General features: G+C 71.4%; 18 protein-coding genes. 10 read left to right on the top strand and 8 right to left on the bottom strand.

Going from position 1 to position 16242, the window contains the following annotated elements; all coding sequences use genetic code 11:
- Nucleotides 1-153 precede the first annotated feature (153 nt).
- Genes RV986_RS12835 through RV986_RS12815 form a run of 5 tightly spaced genes read left to right on the top strand, consistent with a single transcriptional unit; the run spans nt 154 to nt 4186 of the window.
- A complete protein-coding gene (locus RV986_RS12835) occupies nt 154-1488 on the top strand; it encodes an ATP-binding protein (protein ID WP_475917517.1) in 1335 nt (444 codons plus the stop codon).
- Nucleotides 1485-1898, top strand: coding sequence for a roadblock/LC7 domain-containing protein (locus tag RV986_RS12830; protein WP_475917516.1), 414 nt, complete (start codon nt 1485-1487; stop codon nt 1896-1898). The genes RV986_RS12835 and RV986_RS12830 overlap by 4 nt, the downstream gene beginning before the upstream one ends.
- Nucleotides 1895-2254, top strand: coding sequence for a DUF742 domain-containing protein (locus RV986_RS12825; RefSeq protein ID WP_475917515.1), 360 nt, complete (start codon nt 1895-1897; stop codon nt 2252-2254). Before RV986_RS12830 ends, RV986_RS12825 begins: the two co-directional genes overlap by 4 nt.
- Complete coding sequence (locus RV986_RS12820; protein ID WP_475917514.1) at nt 2232-2834, top strand: GTP-binding protein; 603 nt, start codon at nt 2232-2234, stop codon at nt 2832-2834. Before RV986_RS12825 ends, RV986_RS12820 begins: the two co-directional genes overlap by 23 nt.
- Nucleotides 2831-4186, top strand: coding sequence for a cytochrome P450 (locus tag RV986_RS12815; RefSeq protein ID WP_475917513.1), 1356 nt, complete (start codon nt 2831-2833; stop codon nt 4184-4186). Before RV986_RS12820 ends, RV986_RS12815 begins: the two co-directional genes overlap by 4 nt.
- Nucleotides 4187-4433: 247 nt before the next feature.
- Here the strand turns inward: RV986_RS12815 and RV986_RS12810 are convergent, their stop codons facing one another.
- Complete coding sequence (locus tag RV986_RS12810) at nt 4434-4853, bottom strand: DUF6114 domain-containing protein (RefSeq protein WP_475917512.1); 420 nt, start codon at nt 4851-4853, stop codon at nt 4434-4436.
- Entirely contained in the window at nt 4853-5539 is a 687-nt protein-coding gene (locus RV986_RS12805) for a DUF6230 family protein (RefSeq protein ID WP_475917511.1), read from the bottom strand. Before RV986_RS12805 ends, RV986_RS12810 begins: the two co-directional genes overlap by 1 nt.
- Nucleotides 5540-6144: 605 nt before the next feature.
- Here RV986_RS12805 and RV986_RS12800 point away from each other — a divergent pair.
- A complete protein-coding gene (locus RV986_RS12800) occupies nt 6145-6789 on the top strand; it encodes a Tat pathway signal sequence domain protein (RefSeq protein ID WP_475917510.1) in 645 nt (214 codons plus the stop codon).
- A 30-nt stretch (nt 6790-6819) separates the two neighbouring features.
- Here RV986_RS12800 and RV986_RS12795 read toward each other — a convergent pair whose 3' ends face one another.
- A complete protein-coding gene (locus tag RV986_RS12795; RefSeq protein ID WP_475917509.1) occupies nt 6820-7773 on the bottom strand; it encodes a lytic polysaccharide monooxygenase in 954 nt (317 codons plus the stop codon).
- Nucleotides 7774-8162: 389 nt separating this feature from the next.
- Between RV986_RS12795 and RV986_RS12790 the strand changes: the two genes are divergently transcribed.
- Together RV986_RS12790 and RV986_RS12785 are read left to right on the top strand one after the other, a co-directional pair.
- Complete coding sequence (locus RV986_RS12790) at nt 8163-9710, top strand: S8 family peptidase (RefSeq protein ID WP_475917508.1); 1548 nt, start codon at nt 8163-8165, stop codon at nt 9708-9710.
- 76 nt (nt 9711-9786) lie between these two features.
- Nucleotides 9787-10953, top strand: coding sequence for a damage-control phosphatase ARMT1 family protein (locus tag RV986_RS12785; RefSeq protein WP_475917507.1), 1167 nt, complete (start codon nt 9787-9789; stop codon nt 10951-10953).
- Between the two features lie 35 nt (nt 10954-10988).
- Here RV986_RS12785 and RV986_RS12780 read toward each other — a convergent pair whose 3' ends face one another.
- The 3 genes from RV986_RS12780 to RV986_RS12770 form a co-directional block, all read right to left on the bottom strand.
- A complete protein-coding gene (locus RV986_RS12780; protein ID WP_475917506.1) occupies nt 10989-12260 on the bottom strand; it encodes a cytochrome P450 in 1272 nt (423 codons plus the stop codon).
- The gene (locus RV986_RS12775; protein ID WP_475917505.1) at nt 12257-13051 is read right to left on the bottom strand and encodes an alpha/beta fold hydrolase; all 795 of its coding nucleotides are present in this window, start codon (nt 13049-13051) and stop codon (nt 12257-12259) included. The genes RV986_RS12780 and RV986_RS12775 overlap by 4 nt, the downstream gene beginning before the upstream one ends.
- Nucleotides 13052-13213: 162 nt before the next feature.
- A complete protein-coding gene (locus tag RV986_RS12770) occupies nt 13214-13771 on the bottom strand; it encodes a DUF1062 domain-containing protein (RefSeq protein WP_475917504.1) in 558 nt (185 codons plus the stop codon).
- 53 nt (nt 13772-13824) lie between these two features.
- Here RV986_RS12770 and RV986_RS12765 point away from each other — a divergent pair, with 53 nt between their 5' ends.
- Nucleotides 13825-14004, top strand: coding sequence for a hypothetical protein (locus tag RV986_RS12765; RefSeq protein ID WP_475917503.1), 180 nt, complete (start codon nt 13825-13827; stop codon nt 14002-14004).
- Here RV986_RS12765 and RV986_RS12760 read toward each other — a convergent pair.
- Nucleotides 14001-14543, bottom strand: a complete 543-nt coding sequence (locus RV986_RS12760) for a GNAT family N-acetyltransferase (RefSeq protein ID WP_475917502.1) — start codon at nt 14541-14543, stop codon at nt 14001-14003. The genes RV986_RS12765 and RV986_RS12760 overlap by 4 nt on opposite strands.
- Before the next feature lie 101 nt (nt 14544-14644).
- Entirely contained in the window at nt 14645-15019 is a 375-nt protein-coding gene (locus RV986_RS12755) for a VOC family protein (RefSeq protein ID WP_475917501.1), read from the bottom strand.
- 285 nt (nt 15020-15304) lie between these two features.
- Between RV986_RS12755 and RV986_RS12750 the strand changes: the two genes are divergently transcribed.
- Nucleotides 15305-16159 (top strand): TIGR03619 family F420-dependent LLM class oxidoreductase, encoded by an 855-nt coding sequence (locus RV986_RS12750; protein ID WP_475917500.1) that lies wholly within the window; start codon nt 15305-15307, stop codon nt 16157-16159.
- Nucleotides 16160-16242 lie beyond the last annotated feature (83 nt).

Genomic DNA, 16242 nt, shown 5'->3' with positions numbered 1-16242 from the left:
CCGGTGTTGCAAGCGGCAGTTACTCGTCGTCAGCCTAATGCATACAGTCCGTGCGTCTCACGACAACTTCCTTGCGCGCGCGGGCAAGCGCTTGCGCCGGGGGATCGCTACGGTCGTGCGACCCGCCAACTTGCATATGCCATTGAGGATTTCATGACCGAACGGATACCGGAGGCGGCGATCTGGTGCCTGGCCGCCGGGCTGGCCGTCGGACTGCTCGCCGTCACCGTGCTGCTCGTGCGTCAGCGCGGGATCACCACGCGACAGCGCGGCCGGGCCGCCGAACTGGCGGACGAGGTCCGGGCCCGGGACGAGGAACTGCGCCATCTCGTTGCGGTCCGTCTGCCCGCACTGGAGGGCGCCCCGCACCGGTCCGCCCTCGGGGCCGGTCTGTCCCTCCCCGCGGTCGGTCCGCTCGACGACCGGCTGGCCGACACGGACTTCGCGAAGTGCCTCGACAGCCTCCTGGACCGGTTCTCCGGCGCCGTGGAGCATGCGCAGACCCGCGCCGACCAGTCCGCGAAGACGGCCCTGAAGGCGTCGATGCGCTCGATCCAGGCACTCGCCAACGAGCAGCAGGTGTCCATCTCGGAGATGCAGGACCGGCACGACCACCCCGACGTGCTGCGCGACCTGCTCGAAATCGACCACACCAACGCCCAGTTCGGCCGGCGCGCCCAGGCCATCGCCGTGCTCTGCGGCTCCTGGCCCGGACGGCAGCGGGCCACCTCCCCGCTGACCGAGGTGGTACGCGGCGCGATCTCCCGCATCCGTGACTACCGGCGCATCCGCGTCAACGGACAGGCCGACATCGCCGTCGAGAGCCGGGCCGTCGAACCCGTCGTCCTCGCCATCGCCGAACTCCTGGACAACGCCGCGCGCCACTCGCAGCCGAACACCACCGTCGAGGTCGACGTCCAGACGGTGCACAACGGAGCCGTCGTGGTCATCGACGACGCGGGCGTCGGCATGGACGGCCGGGCCTGCGCCCACGCGGCCGAGCTGCTGACCGGCCGTCGGGCGGCGGACGTCACCCGCCTCGACGACCCGCCCCAGTTCGGCTTCGCCGTCATCGGCGCGCTCGCCACGCGCTACGGGTTCAGCGTCTCCGTGGACACCCGCTCCCCGTACGGCGGCGTCCGCGCCGTGGTGTTCGTCCCGGCCGCGCTGCTCACACACGCCGACCCCGTGCGGGATCTCCCGCCGCGGGAACCGGCGCCCCGGTCCGCGCGTACGGCCCGGACGGCCGGGCCCGCGGAGGCGACGACGCCCGGCGGACTGCCCAAACGGCGCCGTCGCGCTCCCCGCGCCGAACCCGCCGCCGCACCGGACCCGGCCGTCCCGGCGCCGGACGAGAGCACCGGCAGGTCCGCCGAGGAGAACGCCCGGCGCATGGGCGCCTTCGCCCGTGGTACCCGGGCCGCGCGGGACTCCGCACCGACCGCAGACGAAACCCCCCACGACACCGAAGGGAACACACAGGGATGAGCGCGCCCATGACCAACGAGCTGGGGTGGATGCTCGACGAGGTTCTGAAGGTTCCCGAGGCGCGGCACGCGATCCTGCTGTCCGCCGACGGCATGCTCCGGGCCCACTCGGCGGGCATCGACCGCGACGACGCCGAGCGGCTGGCCGCGGGCCTGTCCGGGGTGCAGTCGATCAGCCGCAGCACGGCCGAGTTCTGCGGCAGCGCGACCGCGCCGTGGCGCCAGACGCTGATCGAGTTCGCCCACGGATACGTCTTCCTCGTCGCCGCCGGCGAGGGTGCTCACCTCGCGGTGTCCACCAGCGAGAACGTCGACATGGAGGCGGTCGCGTACCGCATGCACAAGCTGGTCGACCGGCTCGGCAAGGAGCTGACCAGCCCGGCCCGGCAGGACACCGGCAGTCCGGCATGACACCCGGGCGCCGTCCCGCGGGACGGCTGGTGCGGTCGTACGTCGTCACGGACGGCCGCGCCCATCCCTCCCGCAACACCCTCGACCTGGTCACGCTGCTCATCGGCGTCGACGACCTGCCGTTGACCGGGCTCAGCCCGGAGAAGCTCCGGCTGGTGGAGCTGTGCCGGCCCGGAGCCCTGTCGGTCGTCGAGGTGGCCGGGCATCTGGAACTGCCGGTCAGCGTCACCAAGGTGCTCATCGCCGACCTGATGGACAGCGGTCACATCGTCACCCGCCCGCCGGTACCGGCCGCCCGCCTCTCCGATGCCCGCATCCTCCAGGAGGTACTGGATGGGCTCCGCGCCCGACTCTGACGACGTCCACCTCGGCTCCGGTGTGCAGACCGCCGTCAAGCTGCTCATCGTGGGCCACTTCGCGGTCGGCAAGACCACCTTCGTCAGCGCGCTCTCCGAGATACGGCCGCTGCGCACCGAGGAGGTACTGACCGAGGCCGGTTCCCTCGTCGACGACCTCGCCGGGACGAAGGACAAGACGACCACCACCGTCGCCCTGGACTTCGGCCGTCTGACCCTCAGCGACGCCCTGGTGCTCTACCTCTTCGGCACCCCGGGGCAGCACCGTTTCACCGAGCTGTGGCGGGACATGACCACCGGCGCGCTCGGCGCGCTGGTGCTCGCCGACGCCCGGCGGCTGTCCGAGTCCTTCGACGTCATGGGCGTACTGGAGGAGCTGGACCTGCCGTACGCCGTCGCCCTCAACGACTTCGACGACGCGTCCGGACACGATCTGGACGAGGTGCGCGAGGCACTCGACCTGCTGCCCTCGACCCCGCTCGTGCGCTGCGACGCGCGCGACCGGTCCTCGTCCACCCAGGCGCTGATCGCCCTCGTCGAGTACCTCATGACCCGCAGCGGCGAACGGGAGCCCGTGTGACCTCCGTACCACCACCGCCCGTACCACCACCGGGCTGCCCGGCGCACGAGCCCCTGTACGGGCCGGAGTTCGCGGCCGATCCCGCCGCCGTCTACCGACGGCTGCGCGGGGCCGGACCGACCGCACCCGTCGAGCTGGCACCCGGCGTCCGGGCCACCCTCGTCACCTCGTACGCCGCCGCCCTGCACGTGCTGCGCAGTCCGGAGACCTTCTCCAAGGATCCCCGCCGCTGGCGCGATCTCGCCGACGGCACCGTCCCGGAGGACAGCCCGGTCGTGCCGATGATGAGGTACCGGCCCAACGCCCTGTTCACCGACGGCGAGGAGCACGAGAGGCTGCGCGGGGCGATCACCGACACTCTGGCCCTCGTCGACCCCGCCACCCTGCGCGGATACGTGGAGCGCGGCGCCGACACCCTCATCGACCGCTTCGCGCCGCTCGGCACGGCGGATCTGCTCGGCGAGTACGCGCAGGTCCTGCCGCTGCTCGTCTTCAACCACCTCTTCGGCTGCCCGGCCGAGTACGGGGTCCGGCTGGTCGAGGGCATGTCCGGGATCTTCGACGGAGTGGACGCGGAGAAGGCCGACGAGCTGCTGACCGGCACCCTGCTCGACCTGGTCCGGCTGAAGCGGGCCGCGCCCGGGCAGGACATGACGTCCTGGCTGATGGCGCACCCCGCCGGGCTCACCGATGAGGAGATGATCCACACCCTGGTCCTGCTGATGGGCGCGGGCACCGAACCCCAGCAGAACCTGATCGCGAACGGCCTGCGGCTGCTGCTGTCCGACGACCGGTTCGCGAGCGAGCTGTCCGACGGCAACCTGCCGGTGGAGGACGCCCTCGACGAGGTGCTGTGGACCGACCCGCCGATCGCCAACTACGCCGTGCACTACCCGCTGCACGACGTCGTGTACGAGGGGACGCTGCTGCGGGAGGGTGATCCGCTGGTCGTCAGCCTCGCCGCCGCCAACACCGACCCGGCGCTGACGGCCGATCAGCGGGCGGGCAACCGGGCCCACTTGGCATGGAGCGCGGGACCGCACAACTGCCCGGCCCAGAGCCCCGCCCGGCTGATCGCGGCGGCCGCGGTGGAGAAGCTTCTCGACCGGCTCCCCGAGGTCGAACTGGCCGTACCCGTGGAGGAGTTGACCTGGCGCCCGGGCCCCTTCCAGCGCGCGCCGACCGCACTGCCCGCGCGTTTCCCGCCCGCCGCGACGGTCGTACGGCCCGACAGCGAGCGGCAGTCCTACGCGAGCCCCCTGCCGGCGCTCGCGACCGAGCCGCCCACCGCGGAGACCGACCACGCCCACGGCGGCTGGACCCGGCTGCAGTCCTGGTGGCGCGGGGAGTGAGCGTCGGCCCGTGGAAGACCCGGGCCGGGGCCCAGAGGGCCCGTCGCTTCGGCGCGTCACGCTGACGCGAGGGTAGGGATCCCCACCGAGACCGTGCGGTGCCCGGTGCGTACGGAGGTAACTTCCCTGCGCCTACCGGCAAGTTGACGAGGTGCCTGGCTCCTGGAGCCGTTGCCGCAACAGCTCCCGCCCCGGCCGCCCGCTGTCCTGAGCCCGGCCGGGGCGGGACCCCTGTTCCGACCAGGCCCTAGGCCTCGCTCACCGTGTGCCCCTGCCGGCGCCTGCGCAGCAGACGACGCTTGCGCGGCTCCTGGCCGGGGAGCCAGCCGAAGGCCAGGCAGCTGCCGGTCGCCCCGAGGAGGAGGCCGACGAAGAAGCCGCCGAGGTTGGAGGTGAGCCAGGTGCCGAGGGAGAGGAGGATGCCGAGCAGCGAGTAGAACAGCCGCTGCGTCGGGTTGAAGAGGATCAGCAGACCGCACAGGATCATGACGGTCGGCAGCAGATAGCCGGCCATTCCCTGCATGCCGATGTGCATGATGACCTTCAGGGACGCCTTCTCGGTGAGGAGGATCTCCGCCCCGCCCAGGGTGAGCAGCAGCCCGCCCCAGAAGGGGCGGTCCGCACGCCACCGCCGGAAGCCGGACCGCAGATCCCGGACGGCGGACATCAGCAGCCCGTACCGCTGAAGCTGAGCTTGAGACCGGGGAGCTTGAACACCGCCGCCGTGGTGGCGTAGTTGGTCTGCCGCAGGTTGCCGATGTGGACGGTGTCGGCCTGCTGGCTGAAGACGCCCTTGTTCCCCTGGACTCCGGCCTTGTCGAGCGTGCTCGCGTCGTTGCCGATCTCGATGTTGCCGAAGGACGCGTCGCCCGACAGCTCGGTCGAGTCGGTCGTCAGATTCGTCGCCTGCACCTTGTCCTCGCCGCCACCCGCCCTGATGACCAGGTTCGTACCGCCCAGGTCGACGCTCTGGCACAGCTTGGTGAGCGTCGCGTTCCTGATCGCGGAGGTGACGACCAGAACCTGGCCACCGGTGTCGCCGGCGTTCGGGCTGCCCTCGGCCATGTTGTCGAGGTTGCCGAACTGCTCGAAGCCGGTGCCGTTGAGCTCCGTCGCCGTGACGGTGAACGGCATACCGGAGATGGCGAACTGCACCCCCAGCGCACCCTGAGCGGTGAGGATCATCAGACCCGCGGCCGCCACGGTGGCAGGCACCGCCATCACCGCGGCGCGGCGCAGGCGGACCCGCCCGCGTCTGTCGAAACCGTTTGCCGAGTTCTCGGGGTTCTCGGGGTTCTGGGGGTTCTCGGGGGTCGAATCGGTGGACGCCGCGGCGTCCGAGGACGAGGCCATGTTCTGCTCCCTGGGCATAGTCAACGCAGGTGGGGCTTCAGCGGCACGTTGTCCTGGCGCGGACAGCGGCTGCCGCGCACGCCTCCTCACAACTCCCGGCGGTCGCAAGGGCTTTCTCGTTACGCAGCAGTAGCCTGCGTGGAAGTTACCGGGGGTTACATTCTTGGGTCAAGGGACTTGTGGCAAAGGGATGTTGATTGTGTGTCATCTGTGTGCATAGCCGCGTACACGGATCCCCGCTGACCTTCAACTTCCGTGCTGTGCCTTGACGTTGACCATTCATCAGGTCTACAACTCAGCCTTGTTTCCCACGGATCCGTGGCGCCGGATCCGAAGCGCGGCACGTACGCCACCTCCTGGACCCCCCGCTCCCCGCGGGGCGGCCGTGGCACGTCTGAACGTGCGGTGCGCTCCAACGACCCATCACATATCCCCTCCGTGGCACCGGCACGGCACCTTCCCCCCTGGGCCGTGCCCGGTCGCCCGGCCTCCGCTGCCGGTCCGTGACGTAAGGAGAAGGCGTCACAGGCCGGCAGCGGTCCGCCGCCGCGACCCGCCGCCAAGGCGCCGCACACCCGCACCCCGTCTGAGAAAGAGGCACCCCCATGCGTACTCGTTCCCTGCTCGCCCTCGTCGGTACCGCCGCCGCGCTCTCGGTCGCCGCGATCGCCCCCGCCTCCGCGGAGGACACCCCGGTGCTCACCACCGGCGGAGTCGCCGTTGCCAACGGTGACGCCCTCACCGCCTCGCTCGCGAGCGGCACCGCGGCCACCCTCTACTCCAGCAGCACCGGCACCAGCGGCGTCTCCTGTGCGGCGTCGGCCTTCAACGCCACCGTCACCGACAACCCGACGGCCCCCGGCACGGCCACCGAGTCGCTCACCGCTCACACCTTCGGCACGTGCACCAGCAATGTCCTCGGCGTGCTCGGCGTCACCAGCGTCACGGTCAACAACCTTCCGTACACCACCACGGTCGGCTCCGACGGCACGGTCACCGTCACCCCGGCCGCCGGCTCGACCATCCAGACCACCGTCGTGCTGCGCACCCTGCTCGGCACCATCAACTGTGTCTACCAGGCGCCCAGCCTGACCGGTACGGCGAGCAACACCGACAACAGCATCGCCTTCGCCAGCCAGCCGTTCACCAAGTTCTCGGGCTCGTCCCTCTGCTTCAGCAGCGGTTACTTCACCGCCAAGTACGCGCCCGTCACCGACACCACCCAGTCGGGCACGGTCACCGTCAACTGACGACGACCATCCGAACGACCACCTGAACGATCACCGTCGGCGTCGCAAGGTGAGCGCGACGCCCGCGGTGAGCAGGAACGCCACCGCTCCCCCCGCGCCCGCGACGAGGGGGAGCGTGTTGCTGTCGTGGGACGAACTGTCCGCGGCCGGTGTGAGCTGGTCGGGCGCGGTCACCTCCGCCGTCGTCGGCGAGGACGTGGTCCGCGGGGCGGAAGCGGTCGGCGACGGCTCGGCCGGGGCCGTGCTCGGGCTCGGACTCCGCTGTGTCCTCCCGCTCGCCGTGGGCGTCTTCGAGGCCGCTGTGGAGGTCGTGGATCCGGCGCCGCTGCCCGAGTTGCCCGCGCCGCCGCTCGGGAACACCACGTCCGAGCACGAGTAGTACGTGTCCGTGGTGCTCGTGTTCTGCCAGATCGTGTAGAGCATCTGCCGGCCGGTCCGGTCGGACGGCAGCGTGCCCTTGATCCGGTAGGCGCCGTTCACCAGCGCCGGGTCGGTGGCCGTGGCGAACGGTTTCGCCGGCAGGTCGGACCACTTCAGGGGCTTGGTCGGGTCGTAGCCGGGCTTGCTCAGATACAGCTTGAAGGTCCCCGTGTGCGGAATCGTCGAGCTGTAGGAGAGAGTGAAGGACGCGCCCGGCGTCATCCGGGTGGAGGGCCAGTCGGCGCGGGCGAGGTCGAGCCCCTTGTAGGCGGGCAGACCCCCGCTGCACAGCTGCCCGTCCGGGATCACCTGGCGGTCCCTGCCGCCCACACCGGCGACCCGGAGGTTGTCCCAGTCGGTGAAGGACGTGCCGTTCGCCGCGATCGCCGCCTTGCAGGCCGCCGTACGGATGTCGGCGCCGCCCTCGGGCGAGCACGCCACCACCCGGCTGACCGGATCCGTCGGAGCGCCGTGCGCCTGGGCCGCACCCGCGGCCCACGTCATGAGGAGCAGCGGGGCCGCCACGGCGACAGCGGCCGCGGTGGCGGTGCGGTGTGCGGTCATCCGGTGGGTCTCCTCGCGGGGTGGGGGCAGCGGGATGCGGCCGTACGGCATCGCGCGAAGGCGTGGCCGCACGGTGAAGTACGGGGAGGCGGGGCCGTGCGTTCAGATCCGCGCGTCAGGTGAAACAGGGCACTCCCAGCCAACCGGGCACCCTTGAGGGTTGGTTACCGGCCAGATCGAGGGTTTCCCCCGTATCCGTATTACTCGGGCTTTGCCTATCGTTCGGGCACAGCCGACCCACAGGCAACCCCTGACCGGTCGCTCGCGACGTATGGCCGGCCACCGTGCCGCTTCTGGACTGCACCCCCCTCCGCTTCGACGACGAAGCGATTCGACCGCTGCTCCGCCGTGCCGTGTGCTGCCCGGAGCCGGCCACGAAAGGCAAGCCCTTGCGTCCCACCCCCGTACGTGAAGCCCGACGGAGGCTGATATCCGTCGCCGCGATATCTGCCGCCCTGCTGGCCGGAACGACCACCGCGGTCGCCGCCCAACCGACCACCGGGAAGCCGGCGGCCACCCCGGCCGCGCAGGCCGTCGCACAGGCTGTCGCCGCGCCCGCCGAGCGCCTCATCGTCGGCTACCGGTCCGGCGCCGCCGAGGCCACCTCCAACTCCGCCGCCTCCGCCGACGCCGAGACCAAGGGCAAGGAGGCGGGCGAGAACCTCGACTTCACCCGCCGCCTCGGCACCGGCGCGGCCCTCGTCGACCTGGGTGACCGGCTCGGCACGAAGGACGTCGCCGACGTCATCGACCGGTACCGGGCCGACCCGCAGGTCGCCTACGCCGTACCGGACCGGCTGAACACACCGCAGGCCGACCCGAACGACACCGAGTACACCAAGCAGTGGGACCTGTACGAGGCCAAGGCGGGCATGAACGTCCCCGGTGCCTGGGCCACCTCCACCGGCAGCGGGGTGACCGTCGCCGTCATCGACACCGGGTACGTGGCGCACTCCGACGTCGCCGCGAACATCGTGGCCGGCTACGACTTCATCTCCGACACGGCGGTCTCGGCCGACGGCGACGGACGCGACGGCAACCCGGCCGACCCGGGCGACTACTACGCGGCGAACGAGTGCGGCTCCGGCATCCCGGCGAGCGGCTCCTCCTGGCACGGCACGCACGTGGCGGGCACCATCGCCGCGGTCACCAACAACAACAAGGGCGTCGCGGGCATCGCGTACGGCGCGAAGATCTCCCCGCTGCGTGTCCTCGGCAAGTGCGGCGGCTACGACTCCGACATCATCGACGCCATCACCTGGGCCTCCGGCGGCACCGTCTCCGGCGTCCCGGCCAACGCCAACGTCGCCAAGGTCATCAACATGAGCCTCGGCGGCAGCGGCGCCTGCACCTCGGCCACCCAGAGCGCCATCACCGCCGCCGTGAACCGCGGTACGACGGTTGTCGTCGCGGCGGGCAACGACAACGACAACGCCGCGAACCACTCCCCGGCGAGTTGCAACAACGTCATCACCGTCGCCGCGACCGGCCGCAGCGGCTCCCGTGCCTCCTACTCCAACTACGGCTCCATCGTGGACATCTCCGCCCCCGGCGGCGACATGAGCACCGCCACCGCCAACGGCATCTACTCCACGCTGAACTCCGGTACGAAGACCCCGTCCACCGAGTCGTACGCGTACTACCAGGGCACCAGCATGGCCACCCCGCACATCGTGGGCCTGGTCGCGCTGATGAAGTCGGCGAACTCCTCGCTCACCCCGGCCCGGATCGAGACGGCGATCAAGAACAACGCCCGTGCCCTGCCCGGCACCTGCTCCGGCGGCTGCGGCGCGGGACTCGCGGACGCGACGAAGACCGTGCAGGCCGTGGCGAGCGGCGGCGGCTCGACCGGGGGCACCACCTTCTCCCACACCCGCGTCCAGGACGTGGCCGCCTCGGACACCGGCAAGCTCAACAGCTGGAGACTGACCTTCTGAGCGCGGCCCACGGGGGGAGGGGCGGCCCACGCGCGGCGTGGGCCGCCCCTTCGGCTCAGCGGATACCGTGAGCCGCATGTCCGAACCCGTCGACGCGCCCGTGATCCTCAGCAACGTACCCGGCTCGTTCCCCTGGAGCGTGCTGGCCGAACGGCACCCGGCACTCATCCGGAAGGTGCGGGTCGCCTTCCCCTACGGCCCCGAGCAGCACCGCGCGCTCGACGCCCTGCTGAAGAACGCCACCGAGGGCGTCGTCGAACCGCTCGGCGAGCGGGCGGCGGACCGTGCGCGGTGGGAGGAGTGGGGTGTCCGGCAGTACACCGGCCGTTCCTGGTTCGACGTGCCCTTCCTGTGGTCCGAGAGTTACTTCTACCGCAGGCTCCTGGAGTCCCTGGGCTACTTCGGCCCCGGCCCCTGGAAGGGCATCGACCCCTTCGGTCCCTTCAAACGCGCGGAACTCGACACCCCGGAGGCGGACGAGGAACTCGCCGCCCTCGACCTGCTCGCCGACCGGCCCGTCGAGGAGCGGGAAGAGGCCCTGCTGCACGGCTCGCTGTGGGGCAACCGCGCGGACCTCGGCTTCCGGCTGGCCGCGGGAGACGGGGCAGCGGCCGCCGACTCACCACTGGTCGCGAACGACAGCGAGACGCTGCGCTCCCTGTTCGCCGGCGGCACTCTGTGCCTGGTCGCGGACAACTCCGGCCGCGAACTCGTCCCCGACCTGCTCCTGATCGACCACCTCCTCCACCACCGCCGCGTCGGGCGGGCCGTCCTGCAGGTGAAGCCGTACCCGTACTACGTCTCCGACGCCACGACCGCCGACGTGGTCGACGCCCTGCGCCGCCTCACCGCCGCGAAGGGGGCGGCGGGCGAGTGCGGCCACCGCCTGTGGTCGGCCATGACCGACGGCCGCCTCACCGTGCGCGCCCATCCCTTCTCCTGCGCCCCGCTGCCGTACGCCGACATGCCCGACGACCTGCGCCGGGAGTTCGCCGAGGCCGATGTGACGATCATGAAGGGCGATCTGAACTACCGCCGTCTCGTCGGCGACCGGCTCTACCCCGCCACCACGCCGTTCGCCGAGCCGACCGCGTACTTCCCGGGCCCGGTGGCGGCCCTGCGCACCCTCAAGTCCGATGTGATCGTGGGCCTGGACGCCCGCACGGAGGCCGCGCTCGGCGCGGCCGAGGAGCAGCGCTGGCGCGTGAGCGGCACGCACGCGCTGATCCAGGTACGGGTCTAGTGGTCACGTCTTCAGCCGTTCAAGGCTTCTGCTGTTCAAGTCACCAGCATCGGGAGTGACTTGATGCCGTTGATGAAGTTCGAGACCAGGCGTCGCGGAGGTCCGGCGGTGCGCAGTACGGGCAGCGCCCGCAGTGTCTCCTCGTAGAGCACGCGCAGTTGCAGCCGGGCGAAGTGCGCGCCGAGGCAGACGTGCGGGCCGTCGCCGAAGGAGACATGGGGGTTGGGCGAGCGGGCCGGATCGAGCCGGTGCGGGTCGGTGAAGACGCGCTCGTCATGGTTGGCCGAGGCATGGAAGACGACCACCTTGTCGCCCGCGCGGATGCGCCGCCCGGCCAGCTCGGTGTCGACGTCCGCCGTCCGGCGGAAGGTGAGCACCGGGGGATGCAGCCGCAGCAACTCGTCCACCGCTGAGTCGAGTGGGAACTTGCCGGCGCGCAGCGAGGCGTAGGTGTGCGGATGGTGAGCCAGTGTCAGGAGACCGCCGGGAGCCGCGCTGCGCACGGTGTCGTTGCCCGCGACGGTGAGCAGGAAGAAGAACATCTCCAGTTCGGCGGCGGTGAGTTCGGGGTCGGCGGTGAGCGTGGTCATCACGTCGTCGTCGGGATGGTTCTTCTTGTACAGGGCCAGCTGGTGCGCGTACGCGAACATGTCCCGCAGCATGGCCGGGGAGCGCGGGTCGGCCGGTCTGCCGTGCGCGTCGAGCACGGGCGCGCCCGCCTCGTCGGGGTCCTGGTAGCCGATCACGCGCTGTGTCCAGTGCAGCAGCAGGCCGCGGTCGCGTGCCGGTACGCCGAGCAGGTCGGCGAGGTTGAGCAGCGCGTAGTCGTCGGTGACGGCGGCGACGAGATCGCAGACGCCGTCGCCCTCGCGGGCCTCGGCCACCGCGCGGGCGAGCAGGTCCCGGGCGCGGGTGCGCGCGACCGACGCGAACCGCTCCACACGGCGAGGGGTGAAGGCCCGGCTGACCAGCCGCCGCAACCGGCCGTGCCCCGGGGGATCCTGATTGAGCATCATGCGCCGGATGAAGGGGAGGTCCGCCGGGTCGGGATCCCGGATCTGGGTCGCTCCCAGATACGAGGAGTACGTCGCCGAGTCCTTCAGCACCCGGACCACGTCCGCGTGCCGCGTCACCGCCCAGAAACCGGGTCCGGCGGGCCAGCCGAGCACCTCGGGCTCGTCCTGCCAGGCCACGGGATGGTGGTCGCGGAGGGTGCGGTACGCGGTGTGCGGGACCCCGTCGGCGTACCGCCGCGGGTCGAAGACGTCCGGAACGGGCGCCGACGGCGCGGTCTCTCGTCCGCTCACGCCGCGCCCCCCTGCCCGCCCGTGTCCGCGGCGCGCAGAAAGCCCTCCATGACATGGATCAGGTCCAGCGGGCTCTCGTCCATCGCGTAGTGGCCCGCCGAGGCGAGCTCGCGCAGCTCGGCGTCGGGATACCAGCGCATCCAGGTCTCCCGCATCAGCCCCGCCGACAGCGCGGGATCCAGCGCCCCGGTCACGGCGAGCGCGGGCACCGCCGCGCCCGTCACCTCGGCGTGGAAGTCCTCGCCGGCCCAGGAGTCCAGATAGGCGCGGAACGCCTTGACGTCGCTGCGGGCGAGCGAACGCGCCACCATCCGGTCCAGCCAGGCCGCGGGCCGCTGCCCGCCGGTGGTGACGTCGATGATGGCGCGCCGGTTCTCCGGCTTGTGCGCCGCGTCGGCGAACAGCTCCCACTGGTCCGCCGGCAGCGGCAGCCCGGACGCGGGCACCGGCGAGACGCCGACCAGACGGCGCAGCCGGTCCGGGGCCAGGGCCAGCAGGCGTTGGGCGACGGCGGCGCCCATCGAGTGGCCGACCACCGAGAACCGCGTCCAGCCGAGCCGGTCCGCCAGCCCGACGACGTCGGCGGCGGCCTCGGCGGTCGTGTACGCGCCGACGATCTCCTTCGCCGCTCCGTAGCCACGCAGGTCGACCAGCGCGTACTGGAAGGTGGCGCGGTCGAGATCCGGGACCACCGCGGCGTACGCGGACCGGTCGGCGAACCAGCCGTGCACGGCGATCACCTTGTGGGTGCCGTCGCCGTGCACTTCATGGGGGAGCACGAAGGAGGTCATGCGACCACCGTGGCCCGGCGGGTGCGGGTCGGCAAGAGTGCGCGACGGCGCGTCCGAGGGGTCCCGGGGTCCCGGGGTCCCGGGGGCGCCCAGGCACCGTGAGCCGCTGACCGGGCCTGTCCGGCGGATCATGCCGGACAGGCCCGTGGTCGCGAGGAGGGTTCAGCGCTTGAGCGTGAAGGTGAAGTCGCCGGAGAGCCTGCCGCTCAGCCGGACTGCCGAGACGAGATTCCCCTCCGTGATCAGTCTCTCGACCTCGGCCCGCGAAAGACCGCAGCCTTCAGCGATCAGTCGCACCGGCCGGACAGGGATCCGCGCCGCGAAGCGGACCGATACCTCGATCACCTCGTTCACCTCGCGGTCCAGGTGATCCGATCCGCCGGTGTCGAGGCGCCAGGCGTTGTCCCAGTCGAGGGCGATGCGATTACGGCGCCGCACGAGCGGATCCTGGAGCAGCTCAGCTGTCAGGCCAGGGTCGTTGTCGTGCAGCCGGTCCAGCAGCTCAGGTCGTACGGAGCGCACATTCATCCGCTCCAGGAGCGTGAGCTTCGCGGTGTCCCCGCAAGCGGTACAGAGTGCGAGGAGCCAGGCGTCGATGAGCTTGTGGTGTGCGTTGACGCGAAATTTACCGCTTGCCCGGAAGTGCTCGGACGCGCACGCGTGGCAACGGCGGCGAACGAGCGGCAGGCAGGTGGGCACGACCACCCAGTTTTCGAGCACAGAAGTACACCGGTTTCAGTGAGAAGTCCGCAGCAAAAAGGAGCGCGGCGCACATGCGCGACGCGCGACGATTCAGCGCTCGGGAGGTCTCACACGGTGTACAACGGCACGTCCTTGCCCAGACGACTTGGTTCGGCAGCACGGTAATGGCGCACAGCGGCGCCGCTCCACTGTTTATCGAGTCGGGCGACGACACCCTCAAGGGCCGGCTCGACCTCGAACAGCTCGTCTAGCTCTGCGAGTCCCGCTTCCAGTCCTGGACGAGGAGGCCGAGCAGCACCTCGTCCAGGAACTCGCCCATCACCCAGGCCGAGGAGCGCAGCACGCCCTCGCGGACGAAGCCGTTGCGCTCGGCGGAGCGCAGCATCGCGGCGTTGTCCGACAGCGTCTCGATCTGCAGCCGCTGCAGGCCGCGCACGACGAAACCGTAGTGGCACAGCACCGCGACCACGTCGGTGCCGTAGCCCTTGCCGCGGGAGGACGGCAGCAGTCCCAGCCCGATGTGCGCGGACCGGTTGTGGTTGTCGATGCTCCACAGCGACGCGGTGCCGACCAGTGTGCCGCCGTCCAGCTCCACCACGGAGAACGGGACGTGCCGCTGTTCCTTGTCGTCCACGACGAGCGGCGAGTCCTTCGAGCCGGGCGTGATCGGCCGCCACGGCCGGACTTCGGACCGCGAGGAGGTGACCACGTCGTCGTAGAGCTCGGCCTGCAGGATCGGGATGTCGTCCTCGTGCCGGGCCCTGAGCCCGACCTTGCTGCCCTTTAGCATGCAAGCTTCCTATCCGACCGGGCCGGCCGACGGCAATCCAATAGAAGAGCACCTCAGTTGGTCTGGAGGCGGTGGCAGATACTGCGGCGGGCCCGGTGGACTCAGTGGAGGCAGAGGCAGAACGGATGGCCGGCCGGGTCCGCGTAGATCCGCCAGTTGGCCCCCGGGCGGAGCTGGTCCGTCCGCTCCAGCACGGTCGCGCCGAGGGCGAGCGCCCGCTTCTCCTCGCCGTCGAGGTCGTCCACGTCGAAGTCCAGGTGGAGCTGCTGCGGGCGCTCCTGGCCGGGCCATTGGGGCGCTCGGTAGCCGTCCACCCGCTGGCAGGCCAGCGGCGTCCCCTCGAACCCGTCCACCTCGATCCAGTCGGGTTCCTCCGGATCCGCGACCACCCGCCCGCCGAGCAGCTCCGCGTAGAACTTCGCGAGCCGTACCGGATCGGCGCAGTCCAGCGCGACCGCCTGCAGCTTTCGAATCACTTGCGACACCTCTCGCTCTTCAGCCGCTTCCGCGACGCCCCCGTACGGCAGGGGTCGTACCCGCAGCGGCGGCGGGCATGCGCGGCGGTACGCCGGATCGCCGCCGCGCTTCACCGAAGTTCAACCCAAAGAAGTCTCAGTTCGGCCGAACTTCGGGCGGTCGACCGACTGCCGCTGTGCGAGGGTGCGTTGCGGACCGCAAGGGACCGTCCCGACGAGCCGGACCGGCATGTCGGCGCGGTGCGTCGGGTCAGGGGCCCGACACGAGCGAGAGGAACCGAGGTCATGCGGATCGGAGTGGCCCCGCACCGGCTGTGGCCGGGACGGGAGAGCGAGCTCGACGGAGTCCTGACGGCCGCCCGAACGGCCGAGAACCTGGGCTTCGACCATCTCATCGCCGGAAGTCACGTCCTCGCGGGCGACCTCGGGGTGACACCGGACCCGCTGGTGCTGCTGTCGGCGATCGCGGGCGCGACCACCCGGATCCGGCTGGTGACCAGCGTCCTGATCCTGCCCCTGCACCAGCCCGTCGTCCTCGCCCATCAGGCCGCCACCCTCGACCGTCTCTCCGGTGGTCGCCTCACCCTGGGCGTCGGCACCGGCTGGGACACCAAGGAGTACGAGGCCGTGGACGTCCCGTTCGCCGGGCGCGGCAAGCGGGCCGACGAACAGCTCGCCGTCATGCGGGAGTTGTGGGAGGACCGGGCCGACGGGATGCGGCTCGGGGTGCGGCCGCTCACCGCGGGCGGCCCCGAGGTGTGGATCGGTGGCGAGAGCGACGCGGCCCTGCGCCGGGCGCTGCGGTACGGCGACGGCTGGCACGGCTCGGGACTCGACGCGGCCGCGCTCACCGGCGTACGGGACCGGCTCGCGGCCCTGGCCGGGGACACCGGCCGGGATCCGGACACCCTCGCACTCACGTCCGGCGCGTTCCTGGTGCCGCCCGGCTTCGCCGCCGCGGTGGACATGCCGTGGCGGCCGCTCGGCGGGGAGCGGGCGAGTGCCGACAGCGTGCGCGAGGAGCTGGGGCTGCTGGAGCGGGCCGGTCTCGTCTCCTGCTCGCTGTGGCTTCCGGTGGCGGCCGAGGCGCTGCCCGACGCGCTGGCGTGGGTGGCGGAGGAGGTGCTGGCGCGGGGATGAACCGGTGTCCCTCGGCGCCATGTCGTGCCGTTGCGCCCGGATTCACGCGATGGTGTGATCATGTCCCGCGCCGCGGATGCTCC

This window comes from Streptomyces sp. RLA012, assembly GCF_056270325.1.
Note: the sequence above shows the minus strand (reverse complement) of the source record. Positions and strands in the feature narration are given on the sequence as shown.